We start from the raw sequence: 16,970 nt of genomic DNA on the forward strand, positions 1-16,970 counted from the left end.
AATGGCTTGGTCACGCAATGAAATGGCACAACGTGCTGCAAAAGAACTTGAAGATGGTTTTTATGTCAATTTGGGTATTGGCTTACCTACCCTAGTTGCCAACTATATTCCTGAAAATATTAATGTTTGGCTTCAGTCTGAGAACGGTTTATTGGGTATTGGCGAGTTTCCAACTGAAGAAACTGTTGATGCCGATTTAATTAATGCAGGCAAACAAACGGTTACTGCTCGCCCTGGCGCTGCTTTTTTCTCAAGCTCAGCGTCATTTGCCATGATCCGTGGCGGCCATGTAAACATTGCAATTTTAGGTGCAATGGAAGTTTCCGAAAATGGTGACTTGGCTAACTGGATGATCCCAGGCAAGAAAGTAAAAGGTATGGGCGGCGCAATGGATTTGGTTGTTGGTGTCCAAAAAGTTGTAGTTCTTATGGAACATTGTGCAAAAGACGGTACGCCCAAAATTGTGAAAAACTGTAGTTTACCTTTAACCGGTAAAGGCGTGGTTCACCGCGTAATTACGGACTTAGGTGTAATGGACATTACCCCACAAGGTGTTGAACTGATTGAACTTGCTAAAGATGTCACTCTAGAACAGATTCAAGCTGTTACAGGCGTCGAATTCTATAAAACCTTAGTTGCTTAAATTTTAATTTTTAGTTAGCCAGACAAGACTTAAGCTCACTTTCTAGCTTAAGTCTTAGCTTCTTTAAGCACCGGATGTGCTGTCAACGAATAAGAACGAGAAGGATTTTTTCAGCTATGGAAAAACAGCAAGGAATTTTTGAAAGATTTGCCCTTCGGATTAGTGACTGGTCTGAAAAGTGGTTTCCAGATTCATATATTTTTGCTTTACTCGGCGTCATTATTGTCTCTATTGCCGCTTTGGGTATTGGTGCACCTATTCAAGATGTAGCGACGTCATTTGGTAATGGTTTCTGGAGTCTTATTCCATTTACTTTGCAAATGACCATGCTGATTATTGTGGGTTATGTCGTTTCCGTATCTAAGCCCGTAAAATTCCTGATTCAAAAAATGGCCCGTATTCCAAATTCTGGACGTGGTGCTATTGTTTTGGTTGCGACCGTCAGCTTGTTAATTTCGCTGGTCAATTGGGCGGTAAGTACCATCCTTACGGCACTTTTGGTGATCGCATTGGCAAAACGTAAAGAACTCAATATGGATTATCGTGCTGCCGCAGCGGCTGCGATTATTGGTATGGGTGCAACTTGGGCGTTGGGAATTAGTTCGTCAGCAGCACAACTTCAAGCGAATAAAAGCAGCTTGCCTGAGTCGATTTATAATTTGACCGGTGTTATTCCATTTACAGAAACGATCTTTCTTTGGCAATCAATTGCGATGACCATTATTTTGGTGATTGTTTCAATCGCAATCGCGTATTGGTCAGCTCCCAAAGGTAATAACGTTAAAACGATTGATAGTTTTAATGTGCAATTTGAAGAAGAAAAGCCACATGAAGAGAAATCTACCCGTCCGGGTGACTGGTTAGAAAACTCGCCTATTTTAACGATTATTGTGGTGGCTTTAGGTCTAATCTGGATGTTTTTTGAATTTTCAAAAAGTAATCCAATCATTGCCATTTCAAGTCTAAACACCTACAACTTTGTCTTTTTAATGCTAGGTCTAGCATTACATGGAACGCCACGAAACTTTTTAAATGCTGTTGCGAAAGCAGTTCCAGCAGTATCAGGCATTTTAATCCAGTTCCCGTTGTACGGAAGTATTGCCTTTATTATGACGCAAGCTTTAAATAGCCAAGATTTATCACTGTCGCACTATATTGCCGAGTTTTTCGTCTCTATCGCTTCAAAAGAAACCTTTGCGATTGTGATGGGAATTTACTCTGCCATACTCGGGTTCTTTGTACCTTCTGGCGGCGGAAAATGGATTATCGAAGCGCCATATGTCATGCAAGCGGCAAATGATTTAAAAGTTCATTTGGGTTGGTCAGTACAAATTTATAACGCAGCTGAAGCTTTACCAAACTTAATCAATCCATTCTTCATGCTTCCAATGTTGGGCATTTTAAAACTAAAAGCAAAAGATGTGATTGGTTTTACAGTTACTCAGCTCGTCGTGCATTTTCCTTTAGTTTTATTTTTACTGTGGTTCTTTGGAAGAACGCTTAGCTACACCCCACCTACTTTTTAATTTAATGGCGCCTTTAGTTTCGGTTAGAGGCAAATTTAGCAAATACATCAATAAGAGATATTAAGATGAGTTCAATTGTTATAGTTTCAGGTAGTCGTACTGCAATGGGCGGTTTTCAGGGCAGTTTATCTTCTTTAACAGCTCCAGAGCTTGGTGCTGCAGTAATCCGTGAATCGATTAAACGTGCAGGTGTTGCACCAGACCAAGTAGATGAAGTTATTTTTGGTTGCGTATTAAGTGCAGGTATAGGCCAAGGTCCCGCTCGTCAGGCTATGCGTAAAGCTGGCGTGTCCGATCATGTCGGTGCAGTCACCATTAATAAACTGTGTGGCTCTGCCATGAAAGCGGTATTAATGGCATCAGATACCTTAAAAGCTGGTAGTGCCAACATTATTGTTGCGGGTGGTATGGAATCTATGACCAATGCGCCTTATATTTTGCCTAAAGCTCGCGGTGGTTACCGTATGGGACATGGTGAAATTAAAGACCACATGTTTTTAGATGGTCTTGAAGATGCTGAAACTGGCCGATTAATGGGTTCTTTTGCTCAAGACATGGCAAATACCAAAGGCTTTACACGTGAACAAATGGATAATTTCGCGATTGCTTCACTTAAAAAAGCGCAAACTGCAATTACAGAAGGTTACTTCAAAGAAGAAATTGTTCCTGTTGAAGTAAAAACACGTAAAGGTGTTGAAGTTGTTGATCAAGATGAACAACCATTAAAAGCGAATCTTGAAAAAATCCCAACTTTACGTCCTGCTTTTAGTAAAGACGGTACAATTACAGCGGCTAACTCAAGCTCAATTTCTGATGGCGCTGCTGCATTAGTACTCACCACTGAAGAATATGCTCAGTCTCATGGTTTAAATACTTTAGCAAAAATTGTGGCGACTTCTAGTCATTCACAGCATCCAAGCGAGTTTACAATTGCTCCAATTAGCGCAATTCAAAAAGTACTTGAGCGTGCTGGTTGGTCTGTTGACGAGGTAGATGCTTGGGAAATTAATGAAGCTTTTGCAATGGTCGCAATGGCGCCAATTCATGAGCTCGGCATTGATGAAGCAAAAGTAAACGTACATGGCGGAGCATGTGCTTTAGGACATCCAATTGGCGCAACTGGTTCAAGAATTATCCTTTCTCTTATCTATGCTTTAAAACGCCTAGGTAAAAAGAAAGGTGTTGCTACGTTATGTATTGGTGGCGGGGAAGCTACAGCTGTCGCAATTGAAATCTAAAAATCAAACTACACAGAAGATGTAGGAGTTTTTCTTACATCTTCTTTTTCAGACTTTAAAAAGTTCATAACAGGTTTGGCGGAACCATTTATGGCTACTTTTATGATGACAAGACATATGCCAATGTTGTTTAACATCATAAGTTGGGAAGTCGAGAGGTGCTGGTAAAATCTGTAAATTTTCTCTGACCAATAAGACTTGGCTCAAATAATACGGTACGGTTGCAATCGCATCTGTTTCTTGAACGACTAGGCCCACCCCTAGATAACTTGGTAAGCGAATCAAGATATTTCTATCCAATCCTTTGTTCTGTAATTCATTTTTAATGTGGTAGTGACCGATTCCTGCATCAATATCGATATGATATTCCCGCATATAATCATCTAAAGTAAAATTATTTGGATCTAAACGAGGATGGCTCTTAGAGCTAATCACCACATAATGTTGTTTGAAAAACTTTTGTTGATAAAAGCCTTCTTCTAATTGAGGTAAAAAACCAATTGCAAGGTCAATTTCACCATTTGCCATTTGATAGCTAGTTTCTGGTGTAATCGGCCGAATATTCAAGCGAATTAAAGGAGCTTTCTCTTTTAAATAGTTTGTTAATTGCGGCAATAAGACCAGATGAGATACATCAGTCATCGCAATAGTAAAAAGTTGATCCGAAGTAAGTGGGTCAAAGTTCACACTAAAGTTGTTAATACTTTCAACTTTATCAATCACTTCACTAATGAGTGGAAAGATTTCTTTAGCTAATTCGGTTGGAATCATTTCATTCCCAACACGAATAAAAAGTGGATCATTAAAATGCTGACGGATTTTGTTTAGTCCATTACTAACACTCGGTTGGGTAAGACCAATAGCATCAGCAGCCATTGAAACGCTTTTAAACCGATAAATATGATAAAAAATATTTAGTAATCTACTATCTAGATCAAACAAAATTGTCTCCGTCTGGATCAAATAATCCATTCAAAAGGAATGAAATCAGGTACAGCATATATAAAAATGCTCACTAGATTTCTGAATTATTGATATATGGTCTAAATTAACAAAGAATCTAGACCATGAGCAATGTTTTATAAACCCTTTCATCATAAAGACAAAGGTATGGGCGCTTTAATTGATTACTTTGTATATAACTTTGCTGAATACAGCCCATAATTATAAATTTTAATCAGGCTGAGTTTGGAAGCCCTTCCAGATTTGTTGGACTGCTTTGTTATCACTCAAATTATTTTTAAAAATGTAAATATCTTGAGGAAGACAATATTCATGATGATCCAACATGACCAGTTTTCCGTTAGCAAGATCTTCCTCTACATTAATTTTTGGAATCCATGCCACCCCTAGACCTTGCAATACCAGCTCTTTCAAATTAGTTGCATTATCAGTCTCGTATAAGGTTTTATAAATTAGTTTACCTTCGATCAGTTGGTCCACTAATTTTCGCAAATACGCATGTTTACTGTAAGCAAGCAATGAAAAATTATTCTGAATTGTATGCTTAGGCGTATGGTCGACTTCGGTAGCTGATACAGGAACAATCTCTGTTTCCGCAATCTTGATCCCACTTAAAATATCATCACCAACACGATTAATATGAGATCGGTCTGCATAACAAATCATAAAATCGCAGGCACCCTCTTTTAAAAGAGATAAACCCTCACCACTATTGGTCGCTACAATTTCAATTTTTAAATCACGCATAAACGTTGGGAATTTTTTCAAAAAAGTCGTTAAAAAACCAGAAGCTAATGAATGAACAACACAAAAACGAATAGTAGATTCGGTTTCATTTTTAATATTTTTAATCAGCTTAGCGGTCTCTTCCACCTGCTTTTCAATATTTTTAGACATAACCAGCATAATTCGCCCGATGTCTGTAAATTCAATATTATTTTTATTATTTCTAATAATAACTTCAGCTCCTATCATCTCTTCTAATTGCTGAATTCTACGCGTAAAAGCAGATTGACTAATAAATCGCTTTTCGGCTGCCTTTGAAATAGAACGCTCACGCTCTAATGTCAAAAGATCTTCTACCCAACGTACTTCTAAGTTCATTTTATGCATTCCCTTTTTATATTTATGTCCTTAATTTGTCTTGTTGGGAAGCTGGATAAATAGCTGAATAGATGAATGAAAAATATAAAACATGGGAGTACCTGCAAAAATGCGATGGAAGAATGGCAAGGCCAAACGATAAAAGTATGTATTTAATAATTCTGACATAGAAAAGAGTGTAAGAGAATAAAAGACTTTGATTTAACTCATCAACTCATACAAATATAAAATTATTGCGGTAAAAATTATTTAAAATCAATAATTAAATTAAACATAACCTAAGTAAATGAACACTTCAATCTTAATAAAAAATAAAAATAATCTTATGTTTTCATCATGTTTTTAATTTTGATAAAAAAAAGTCCGTACCTTGGGGAAGAATACGGACTGTAAAACTAAAATGTTACTATTTTGATTATTTCAGGATTTAAGCTTTCTGACCTAATAAAATCATTCAAATCAGAAGATATATTTGCAGTATAATTCAACTAAATAAACCTGACTATTCTACTAAAGTATCTATCCGAGATTGAGCTGAAACAAATTTCTAATATTCACCAATGAGATAATATAGCTTTCTTGAAATTTCAACCATCATATTAGAAGTATATTGAGTGATTTCAAAAACTTGTTTTTTCTGTGGGTTAAACACCATATTATCTTTTTCATCGCTAAAAAAGATATAAGTGGTGTATTTGTCCATTTGATGGATATGCTCTTTTAAGCTTACTTTTTCCCCAGAATTGGGATCATAGGCGATAAACTTCATTCTCATGAATTTTGTCTCTATACATACGGTCTTTTACCTAAAGTTTAATAAAATTTAGGTAAAACAATATTTTGATGGATAATGTAAAATAGTTAGGCTAAGTAACCGTGGCTATTTATAAGATACTGCTACGATACTATTTGCCTTGTTTACAGAGGTTTCCGCAGAAGCAATAGATTGCTCGGCTTCTTTAAGCAGACGAGAAGTTTTTGACTCTCTCTTCTCTTCACCCTGAAAAAGTACATAGTATGTAAAACTACCCAAAATAATTAATGCAGCTGTGACTTTTAACATAAACTTAAAACTAGGATTTTTTCGTATTATAGTGGTTTTTATGTGAAATGCATCACATTTTTATATAAATTTGTTAGATGAGCTACACTCTTTGTGCTGTAAACCTTATTAATTTACTTGATATTTCACTTAAATTAATGAATCTATAATTTCGTATTCGGTTGTTTTTTAATTACATGACCATTTTGTTCATCAAAGAATTTTTGCATATTAAATTTATCTAAACAGTAAGCTGTTAATTTAAAAAATAAAATTTAGATTCAATGAGTGCAGGAAAAAGAATTTTTTATTTTTAAATTTAGAAAAGAAGAAAACTGATATGCAAAAAATGCATAATTAACTTGATAAATGCATTAGAAGTGAAGCATTTCGAAATCTAATATGAATTATCTACTCTACTAATTCGAAGTTTAATGATGAACGCTGAAATTACCACCCGTATTGAGAAGGATCTTATTGGTTATAGAGAAATCAACAATAATGATTATTACGGAGTTCAAACATTACGTGCTCTAGAAAACTTTAATTTAACCCAAAGCAAGGTTGGAAATTTCCCCCATTTAATTAAAGCTTTAGCAATGGTAAAACTTGCTTGTGCTGAAGCGAATCATAATCTTAAAAGCTTAGATCAAACTAAATTTGAAGCTATTGAATACAGTTGTAATCAACTTATTCGTGGTAATTTTCACGATCAATTCCCGATCGATATGTTGCAAGGTGGTGCTGGTACTTCAACCAACATGAATGCAAATGAAGTATTGGCGAATATTGCTTTAGAATATATGGGACATGCAAAAGGCCAATATCAATATTTACACCCTAATAATGATATCAACATGTCACAGTCTACAAATGACGTGTACCCTACTGCAATTCGTTTAGGCTTATTATTAAATTTAGACGAATTGAATCTCCCTTTTAATAACTTAATTTTAAGTTTCCGTAACAAGTCTCAAGAATTTGCTCACATCTTAAAAATGGGTCGTACTCAGTTGCAAGATGCTGTACCAATGACATTGGGTCAAGAGTTTGGAGCTTTTGCAGTAACCTTACAAAAAGACCTTGAGCAAATTAATACGCTTATTCCAAATGTTTTAGCTTACATGAACCTTGGTGGCACAGCGATTGGTACGGGCATTACCACTGAATATAGTTACCGTGAACTTGCGATTCAAGCGCTTGAAAAAATTTCTGGTAAGAAAATTAAGTCTGCTCCAGATCTAATTGAAGCAACTTCAGATATGGGTGACTTTGTTCTTTTATCTGGTTTATTAAAACGTACCGCAACTAAACTTTCTAAAATTGCTAACGACTTGCGTTTACTTTCAAGTGGTCCACGTACTGGTATCAATGAAATTAATTTAGAAGCACGTCAACCTGGTAGTTCGATCATGCCGGGTAAAGTAAATCCAGTTATTCCTGAAGCAATGAACCTCGCTTGCTTCCAGATTATTGCAAATGATTTGGCTGTAACTTTAGCTGCTGAAGCTGGTCAACTACAGTTGAATGCAATGGAACCACTTATTGCATTCAAACTATTTGAATCGATGGATTTGCTTGGTAACGCGATGGCAATGTTCCAAAGTAAATGTATTGATACGATTACGGCGAACCCTGAGCATTGCAAAGCTTTAGTTGAAAACTCAATTGGGATTGTGACTGCACTTAACCCATATTTAGGTTATGAAACTACAACTCGTATTGCTAAAACTGCAAACGAAACTGGACAAAGTGTATTGGCACTCGTTCAGAACGAAGGCTTATTATCGGCACAAGTGCTTGATGATATCTTGTCGATTAATAATATGGTTAAACCAAAAATGTCGGCTTAATTCCTGAAAATAAAAAAGGAGCTTTTATAAGCTCCTTTTTTATTTGTTCTATATTTTAAAAACTGAAAGTTGTAGAGAACTGGGCTGTACGTGGATTACCTAAGAATAGGTAGTCATCCCCCATAAATGCCCCTACATCACGCCAATATTTCTTATTAAATAAGTTATCAATATTGAATCTAAAAGTAGTGTCATGCCCAGCAAAATTTGTTTTATAGGCAGCACCAATATTAAAGACGCTATAGCCACCTACTTTTGCAGTTCCCTCTTTGTTTGCATATTTACTGCTGCTGTATTGCATTCCACTGAGTAATCTTAATCCTTCAACAGAAGGTACTTTATAAGATAACTGCGCAGTTGTGCGGACTTTCGGTACATTTTGAGTTTGGTGGCCTTTATAACTGTCAGTATCAACATCAACAAGGCGAGATTTGGTATAGGTAATACCTGAGCTTACGTCAACTGTATCAGTTAAGGCACCAGTCAGACCTAATTCAATACCTTGATTGTGTTGTTCACCTTGTTCAACAAAATCGAAAGATCCATCGGCATTGACTTTACTGTATTGATTATCCTGTTTTAAATCAAAGATAGCAGCCGTTATTAAGAGGTTTTGTACTTGTTGCTTAACACCAAGTTCAAATTGTTCAGAGTTTCTAGGTGCTAAAATTTCAAGAGCATTATTAGCAAACCAAGGTGCTTCACCACCATCAGATAACCCTTTGGCATATGATGCATAAAGATTAGTCGTAGCAGTTGGGCTATACATGAGAGCTAATTGCGGTAAAAACTTATTTAGGTCTGTATCTCGGCTTTGTTGTCCATCTGAATTATAAGCCTGTTCATCAAGGTGAATAAGTTTTCCACCCAGTAAAGTTGACCATTGCTCGTTAAATTGAACTCGGTCAGATATCGTGAAAGCAGTCTGATCACTTTCTAGAGCTTTGTAACGATCGCCTAAGCTATCTGATGATGGGCTGTAGTCAATCGTATCTTGATAAATATTGCCTGTTCCTACCGCTACATTAAGAGGTGTATGGTGCTTTAAGGTCTTATAAGTACGTTGTAGTTCCAAAGCAACCTGATGTTGAATATTGGCAGTGTTGAATTGTCCATTTAGCCCAGCAGCAAATTGATTAGTAATACGTGTGTCATCTGGGCTACGGAAATCGTAAATATCGTAATTACCGTGTTTATCAAAAGTATTGCCTAAACCAGTAACTTCACAATTATCGTTATAACATCCCCATGGGAAAGCACTATTATCATCAATCACAACACGGCTTTGCGATGCACTTAAGCTACCATTCCACTGATCGTTAAAGGCATATTGATATTTCAAGCTTGCATTTACGCTGTTATTTACAACAGGTTTGCTCCAAGACTGATACCCCAACAAACGGTCTTCATCAACATTTGTTGGTACTTGCCCATCAAGCAGTTGATACCCCGGAACTGAGCGTTGGCTTTGATGCTGAGCTTCAATATCAAACAGTAGTTTAGAGCGATCATTAATTTTCCAATCTAAAGCAACTGAACCAAACTCACGTTTACCATTTGCATGATCGACATTTGGGTGAATACTTTCATGGGCTAAATTAATTCGATATCCAAATTTATCATTCAAAAAGCCACCTACATCCGTTGCAAGTGTATAACCACCTTCTGAGTTTGCATCGACGGTAACACTCTTAACATCGGCAGGTCGTTTGGTTACATAGTTGACAACACCGCCTGGAGTCGACATTCCACTTTGAATAGCGGAAATCCCTTTTAAAATTTCTACTCGCTCTTTGTTTTCTAAAGCAACGTTTTGTTCACCACGAATGTTATGGCCATTAATAAGATAACTTGAACCTAAATCGAGCGAAAAACCACGAGCTACGAAATTTGGATAATAGCCAATTGCAGCATAACCATCTCCTAACGATGAGTCATTCTTAACAACATCAGTCAGTGTTTTTGCATGCTGGTCTGCCATGCGTTCAGATGTAATTGTTGTGATAGATGCAGGAATCTTTTTTATATCGCCTGTTTGAAAACCAGATAAATCAACTTTTTTTGAGGAATATAAATCGTTAGTGTTTTGGGTAGCATTCACGGTAATTGTAGGTAGTTGAGAAACTTCCGCTTCATTTGCATAGACAACCGATGTCATCAGTGCAATAGATGATGCTAATGCTGTTTTAGAACATGTAATGAAGTGAAGATTTAACGAGTGTCTGTCCATTGAATAACTACCTGCCCATACCGTGCATAATATAAGTATGCTAAAAGTCGGAAATCTTCCATATTTTTTAGCCTCGAAAGAATACAGTGACACATATCGAGAAACAACAAATTATGTAATTTTCAGATCAAGTAAATTTTATGTAATAAAGCGTCATCATTATATAAATTTCATTTATTTTCTTTGAAATTGGTACTATAACTTTTTAAGTATTACCAAATAGTCAAAATAAAACTAAGCTCAAAATAAGCTTAAAACCAAGGAGGAATACAATAAAGAATATGGTTGATAAATTAGATGTCTGATTTTAAATAAAGTTTATAGTGCGATGATCGTCTAAGTAAATTAAGGAAATGTTCGATAATCGATAAAAATATCTTTAAATCGAACAAAAGATCATACAATCACTAGAATGGAAATTTAAAATTATAAAAAATGCATGGAGAGGAATTCTAAGGTAAGTACTCAGGATTGAGTGATATTTAAAAACTCATGCTATTTCCTGTTCAGTACACCTAAAAATTTCTATTTTTTTCTGCTAACTGACGGAATATATATGACATACACTAAGGAAGAAAAACGTAGCAGAATACGCGGTATTGTTGGTGCGGCCTCTGGTAACCTTGTTGAATGGTTTGACTTTTATATCTATGCAGTCTTTGCTGCCTATTTTACACAAGCCTTAACTGCACCCGATATGGATAGTTCGACCAAAGCTATTTATGTCTGGGGTGTATTTGCTGCAAGTTTTTTCATGCGTCCTATTGGTAGTTGGATATTCGGGCGCATTGCAGATCGACATGGTCGAAAAAAATCAATGGTCATTTCTATTTGTTTAATGGCATTGAGTTCCTTCTTATTTGCGGCCTTACCTACCTACGATCAAGTCGGATTATTTGCCCCATTTCTATTACTGGTAGTACGCTTACTTCAAGGTTTATCAGTCGGTGGTGAATACGGTGCCGTAGCAACCTACATGAGTGAATTAGGCTTAAAAGGTCAACGTGGTTTTTACTCTTCTTTTCAATACGTCACACTCTCTGGTGGTCAATTGCTGGCAAGTTTGCTCGGCGTAATCTTATTAGCATTTTTGAGTGAGCAACAATTACATGACGGCGGTTGGCGTATTCCGTTTGTTATTGGTGGTTTTGCTGCAATTTTATCCTTACTTGCTCGTAGTCGTTTGGAAGAAACCCTTTCTCATCAAGACAGTGAACGTGAAGAGTCTGGTAGCTTAAGAGAACTCTTTAAAAAACATTGGAAAACCTTTTTATTGGTGGTTGGTTATACCTCTGCTGGTTCATTAACTTTTTATGTTGAAACCGTTTATTCAAAAACCTATTTAACTAACTTAGGTATGGATGGAAAAACTGTTGGTTATATTATGACCTTCGCGTTATTTGTCTATATGTGTGCTCAACCTGTATTTGGTTCAATTTCCGACCGCATTGGGCGACGTTCTTCAATGCTGGCATTTAGCTTATTATCTGCAATTTTTATCTATCCAATTATGGCGATCGGTATGCCTAATTATATAGATTCACCGATTATCATTACCTTGCTACTCATTTTTATGATGATGATCCTGAGTTTCTATACATCAATTAGTGGCTTAGTCAAAGCAGAGATGTTCCCTCCTCATGTGCGTGCACTAGGTGTAGGCTTCTCTTATGCGGTAGGTAATGCCATTTTTGGTGGATCGGCTCCTTCAGTTGCACTACAGTTTAAAGCTGCTGGAATTGAAAACACTTTCTTCATCTATGTCATTGTTATGCTTATTATCTGTTTCTTGTGTAGCCTTGCGCTCCCTAAAAAACCAGATTATTTAGAACATGATCACTAAAAAATAAAATATAGATATTCTTCTAGAGATTTTTTAGAAGAATATCTTTTTAAAATAATAAGAAATTCACTTTTGTTCTGTATCTTATAGCTGCATAGCACATCTAACCTATTCGATTAACTATAAATTGCTAGTTTGATGTTCATGATCTGTATAAATCAATTTTGATGGGATAAAAAATGGAAAATGAAAAATCCCCTTTGCCTGAAAGCATTAATCAAGTCACCTTCTGGCAAGCCTTTTTATTTTGGCTCAAGCTTGGTTTTATTAGTTTTGGGGGGCCAGCTGGACAAATTGCTGTGATGCATCAGGAACTAGTTGAACAAAAACGCTGGATTTCTGAGAAAAGATTTTTACACGCGCTTAACTACTGCATGTTATTGCCTGGCCCTGAAGCACAGCAATTGGCGACTTATATTGGTTGGCTTATGCACAGAACGGCTGGAGGGTTGGTCGCTGGTATTTTATTTGTATTACCTTCTTTATTTATTTTAATTGGACTGTCTTGGGTTTATATAAAATTTGGAGATGTTCCGGTTATTGCGGGAATTTTTTACGGGATTAAACCTGCTGTCACCGCAATTGTTTTTCATGCTACTTATCGAATAGGTAGCCGCTCACTTAAAAATAAGTTTTTATGGGGAGTTGCAATTGCTGCTTTCTTTGCCATCTTTGTCTTAAAACTTCCTTTCCCTCTTATTGTTTTATCAGCTGGTATTGCAGGCTATTTAACGAGTAAAAAATATCCTGAGCTATTTTCTTCAGCGGCTAGTCATAAAGCCAGTCAAAAAGATTATGGTCGAGCATTTATTGATGATGATACCCCCACGCCAGAACATGCTAAATTCCTATGGTCGCGTTTAGCTAGACTTATTTTTGTGGCTATCGGCTTATGGTTATTACCCATTTTAGCTTTGGGTTCATATTTTGGATGGCATCATTCTTATACTCAAATGGCATGGTTTTTTACTAAAGCTGCACTGCTTACGTTTGGTGGTGCATATGCCGTTTTACCTTATGTATATCAAGGTGCAGTTAATAACTTTGGCTGGCTTTCACCTACTCAAATGATTGATGGACTAGCTTTAGGTGAAACCACACCAGGCCCACTGATTATAGTCGTTGCTTTTGTTGGTTTTTTAGGTGGTGTGAATCATGCACTACTTGGCTCTGAGCATCTATTCTTTGCTGGTGCATTAGGTGCAGTCATTGTCACTTGGTTTACTTTTCTCTTTTCATTTGTATTTATTTTTGCTGGTGCGCCCATCATTGAATCTACACATAATGAAATCAAGTTTACGGCGCCACTCACTGCGATTACCGCGGCTGTGGTCGGTGTAATTTTAAATCTGGCATTATTTTTTAGCTACCATGTTTTGTGGCCACAAGGTTTTTCTGGTCACTTTGATGTTGTTGCGGCTTTAATTACCATTGCAGCATTTATTGCCTTGTTCCGTTTTGAAATTAATGTGTTATACGTGATTTTTACATCTGCCCTTATTGGCTTGTTGGTTTATCTTTTATAGAAAATTAACCATGAGTCCTTTAACGCAACTGTGAAGGACTCATGCCATAAAACTGTTTAAAGCGATGGCTCAAATGGCTTGCTGAACTAAAGCCACATACCAATGCAATGTCTTGTAAAGAAAAGTGTGAAGACTGAATTAGTCCTTTTGCCTTGGTTAAACGTCTTTGCATGACATATTGGTGAGGTGCCATATTCATGGATTGTTTAAACATATGGGCAAAATGGTATTCGCTTAAATTCACAACATTTGCCAAATCTGACAAAGTCATAGCTTGATCGAGATGATCTTCAATCCATTCTTGAATATATTTGAGCTTATGAGGCGCAAGCCCGCCTTTAATGGCAGGCTGTTGCCATTTAACATTGCTATATCTTCGAATTAAATGATTTAGCAATAAACTGGCGGTTGTACTCATTTGCAAATGATTAGATGAATCTTGCCAGTCACAGTCGAGTAAGAAGAACTGATATAACGCACGAATCCGTTCATCGTCATTAAAGACAACTTCATTTAGTTCAATTTGATTGGGCTCTTTGTCCCATATTTTTTCAGCAACATCACGCAAATGTTGGTCGGTATAGTACAAGTGAACGAATTTAAGCCCACCACGTATATCCCAAGTTGACTCCTGATGTTCAGGCAATAAACAAAAACGACCCGGCCCACCGCCATTTTTCCAGCCCGCAGGTGTTTTTTGATAGCTTTCATAGCCATCTTGAATATAGAGACTTAAAGTGTGGTGATCGCTACAGACACTTACACGATCTTGCTCATTAGACCAAAATGCAAGTTGCATATTTTCATCAAGCACCACGGTTTCGTGAAGCTTGGCTTTAGATTGCTGTAGCTGTTCTAAAGTTTGATAGGCCATGCAAAATTAAAACGAATATTATTGAGCTTAAGTTAACCATATTCAGTAAAATTGAGCTAGTTTAGATCTATAAAAAACGCAAGATCTTGCATGTATAACACAAGAATATATACGTGAAAAATGAAGCATTCCTCGATACTTAAGCTTGGTAATCGAGGATGAAGTTATGAATATTTTACTCTATGTTGCGGTGGTGTTGATTTGGGGAACAACATGGATTGGAATAGCTGTTCAGAGCCATTATGCAACACCCATTGTCGCAATTTTATGGCGTTTTGCCATTTCAGCCTTATTGCTTTGGGTTGTTTTATTATTTTCAGGAAAATTACAACGAATTGCTTTTAAAGATCACTTGTTTTGTATACTGCAAGGGCTTTGTGTTTTTGGCCTAAACTTTATTTGTTTTTATACCGCAGTTAAATATGTAAATAGCGGTTTAGAATCTGTCATTTTTTCTATGGCCGTTTTCTTTAATGCCATTAATGCGCTTATCTTTTTTAAGCAAAAACCTTCCCCAAACTTTGCTCCAGCTGCACTTTTAGGACTTGGTGGTATTGTTTTACTCTTTTGGCATGACCTGATTAATAGCCAGTTTAATGCACAGTTATTGATGGGTATTGGGCTGTGTGCAATAGGCACTTATGGTTTTTCTTTAGGGAACATGATTAGTGTTAGACATCAGAAACGTGGCCTAAATATCTTTTCAACCAATTGTTATGCCATGACTTATGGTGCATTGGTGATGTTAAGTCTGGCTTTATTTACTGGCCAAGATTTAATGCCTCCTATGAATTTTCCATTTTTAAGTTCAGTACTTTATCTAGCTGTATTTGGCACAGTAATTGGCTTCTCTGCTTATTTTTCATTGGTTGGGCGAATTGGCGCTTCAAAAGCAGCATATAGCACCTTACTTTTCCCTTTAGTCGCGCTTTCTGTTTCTACATTCTTTGAAGGATATGTATGGACCCTAAACGCTCTATTCGGAATTTTATTAATTTTACTCGGCAACTACTTAATGTTTAGTAAGTTTGAAATTGGAAAAAAGTTATTTAATACTCAAAAAAGTTGTGAGAAGCAGGCCTAAAAGCCTGCTTTTTTATAAACCATGATTAATTCTAGCAGCCCGTTTTTAGCATCAACTCGAAATCTTTTAAAGCTGCGGCTGCTGTGGCTAAGGGCGCGGATGCTCCTCCACTTACCACAAGTTCCCCCATTTCTTGTGTTAACACCCGAATGCATTTATTTGAACCTTGAAGATGGGCAAAAGGGTGATTTGCTGGGACTAAACGTAATTCAACCCCTGTTTGAATTTGCTGATTTTCAATATGAATAAAACCCACCAGACGAGGAATTAGATCTTCTTTTTTCCAATCACGAATATGATCGGCAGTAACATGGCTGATTCCTTGTCTTGGAATATCTTTAATTTTTACATCAGCTCCCAAAACGGTATTTGCCAATATCGTAATTTTAGCAGCAGTATCCCATCCATCTACATCAAAAGAACTATTAGGTTCGGCAATACCTTTTGCTTGGGCTTTTTCAAGAGATTCTGCAAACGCACATTCATGTTGCAACATATCATTTAAAATAAAATTTGTGGTTCCAGTAAAAACACCTTCTATTTCTAAAATCTGACAGCCAGCCAAGTTATATTCAAACAAATCAACTGTCGGTAAAGCCGCAGCCGTCGCGCCGCTAAAAAATAATTTTTTATTGTGTTGATGCGCCAAGTTAATTAATTTTTTACCTTCTACTACTAAAGCACCTTTAGATACTGCTATCGCATTCATGTTATGTGTTAAAGCATAATTTAAATAAAACAGGCCTTTGCCTCCTGTCACATAATCACTTGGCCCAGTCTCAAGAATGACATCCGCTTGTACCTGTTCTAAAAACTTTTGCTCAGTGAGACCTGCTTGATATTGTGTTTTATCTAGCCATTTGGCAGCTTGCAAACCGTCTTGGTCGATTAAGCCTGATGATGAGTTGCAGACACCTACTAAACGGGCATCAATTTGATATTTTTCTTTATAGTATTCAGATCGATTTAAAAGAAGCTCTGCAATTTGTTGCCCAATCCGTCCAAAACCACAAATTGCCACGTTGACTCGCTTCATATCGCTTT

The 16,970-nt window shown here is 36.7% G+C and carries 13 protein-coding genes and 1 pseudogene; 7 read left to right on the plus strand and 7 right to left on the minus strand.

Annotated features, from left to right (window positions below; translation table 11 throughout):
- Position 1: 1 nt before the first annotated feature.
- The 3 genes from F936_RS10575 to F936_RS10585 all read left to right on the plus strand — a co-directional run bounded on the left by F936_RS10575 (position 2) and on the right by F936_RS10585 (position 3,407).
- Positions 2-643 (plus strand): 3-oxoacid CoA-transferase subunit B, encoded by a 642-nt coding sequence (locus F936_RS10575; protein WP_004642758.1) that lies wholly within the window; start codon positions 2-4, stop codon positions 641-643.
- Positions 644-759: 116 nt separating this feature from the next.
- Positions 760-2,169, plus strand: a complete 1,410-nt coding sequence (locus F936_RS10580) for a short-chain fatty acid transporter (RefSeq protein WP_005047333.1) — start codon at positions 760-762, stop codon at positions 2,167-2,169.
- 65 nt (positions 2,170-2,234) lie between these two features.
- On the plus strand, positions 2,235-3,407 hold the full coding sequence (locus tag F936_RS10585) for a thiolase family protein (protein WP_005047334.1): 1,173 nt from the start codon (positions 2,235-2,237) through the stop codon (positions 3,405-3,407).
- Positions 3,408-3,455: 48 nt separating this feature from the next.
- On the opposite strand, the gene F936_RS10590 is transcribed toward F936_RS10585, so the two are convergent.
- The 4 genes from F936_RS10590 to F936_RS10605 form a co-directional block, all read right to left on the minus strand.
- On the minus strand, positions 3,456-4,349 hold the full coding sequence (locus F936_RS10590; RefSeq protein WP_003651675.1) for a LysR family transcriptional regulator: 894 nt from the start codon (positions 4,347-4,349) through the stop codon (positions 3,456-3,458).
- Positions 4,350-4,580: 231 nt separating this feature from the next.
- Positions 4,581-5,474: a LysR substrate-binding domain-containing protein gene (locus tag F936_RS10595; protein WP_005047335.1), complete on the minus strand. Its 894-nt coding sequence runs from the start codon at positions 5,472-5,474 to the stop codon at positions 4,581-4,583.
- A gap of 547 nt (positions 5,475-6,021) precedes the next feature.
- Positions 6,022-6,243, minus strand: coding sequence for a hypothetical protein (locus tag F936_RS10600; protein ID WP_080028261.1), 222 nt, complete (start codon positions 6,241-6,243; stop codon positions 6,022-6,024).
- A 111-nt stretch (positions 6,244-6,354) separates the two neighbouring features.
- Positions 6,355-6,537 (minus strand): hypothetical protein, encoded by a 183-nt coding sequence (locus F936_RS10605; RefSeq protein WP_003651668.1) that lies wholly within the window; start codon positions 6,535-6,537, stop codon positions 6,355-6,357.
- A 413-nt stretch (positions 6,538-6,950) separates the two neighbouring features.
- On the opposite strand from F936_RS10605, the gene F936_RS10610 reads away from it, so the two are divergent.
- A complete protein-coding gene (locus tag F936_RS10610; protein WP_016801908.1) occupies positions 6,951-8,369 on the plus strand; it encodes an aspartate ammonia-lyase in 1,419 nt (472 codons plus the stop codon).
- A gap of 55 nt (positions 8,370-8,424) precedes the next feature.
- Here the strand turns inward: F936_RS10610 and F936_RS10615 are convergent.
- Positions 8,425-10,627 (minus strand): annotated as a pseudogene (locus tag F936_RS10615) (TonB-dependent siderophore receptor).
- 528 nt (positions 10,628-11,155) lie between these two features.
- Between F936_RS10615 and F936_RS10620 the strand changes: the two are divergent.
- Both F936_RS10620 and chrA read left to right on the plus strand, forming a co-directional pair.
- Entirely contained in the window at positions 11,156-12,442 is a 1,287-nt protein-coding gene (locus F936_RS10620; protein WP_004642750.1) for an MFS transporter, read from the plus strand.
- A gap of 179 nt (positions 12,443-12,621) precedes the next feature.
- Complete coding sequence (gene chrA, locus F936_RS10625) at positions 12,622-13,968, plus strand: chromate efflux transporter (protein WP_005047338.1); 1,347 nt, start codon at positions 12,622-12,624, stop codon at positions 13,966-13,968.
- Between the two features lie 19 nt (positions 13,969-13,987).
- Here chrA and F936_RS10630 read toward each other — a convergent pair whose 3' ends face one another.
- Entirely contained in the window at positions 13,988-14,842 is an 855-nt protein-coding gene (locus F936_RS10630; protein ID WP_005047339.1) for a helix-turn-helix domain-containing protein, read from the minus strand.
- A 166-nt stretch (positions 14,843-15,008) separates the two neighbouring features.
- On the opposite strand from F936_RS10630, the gene F936_RS10635 reads away from it, so the two are divergent.
- Positions 15,009-15,926 carry a DMT family transporter gene (locus tag F936_RS10635; RefSeq protein WP_005047340.1) on the plus strand — a complete coding sequence of 306 codons (918 nt, stop codon included), beginning with the start codon at positions 15,009-15,011 and terminating at the stop codon, positions 15,924-15,926.
- 31 nt (positions 15,927-15,957) lie between these two features.
- On the opposite strand, the gene F936_RS10640 is transcribed toward F936_RS10635, so the two are convergent.
- Positions 15,958-16,962 carry a homoserine dehydrogenase gene (locus tag F936_RS10640; RefSeq protein ID WP_005047341.1) on the minus strand — a complete coding sequence of 335 codons (1,005 nt, stop codon included), beginning with the start codon at positions 16,960-16,962 and terminating at the stop codon, positions 15,958-15,960.
- Positions 16,963-16,970 lie beyond the last annotated feature (8 nt).

Source organism: Acinetobacter calcoaceticus DSM 30006 = CIP 81.8, from assembly GCF_000368965.1.
GTDB classification, from domain to species: domain Bacteria; phylum Pseudomonadota; class Gammaproteobacteria; order Pseudomonadales; family Moraxellaceae; genus Acinetobacter; species Acinetobacter calcoaceticus.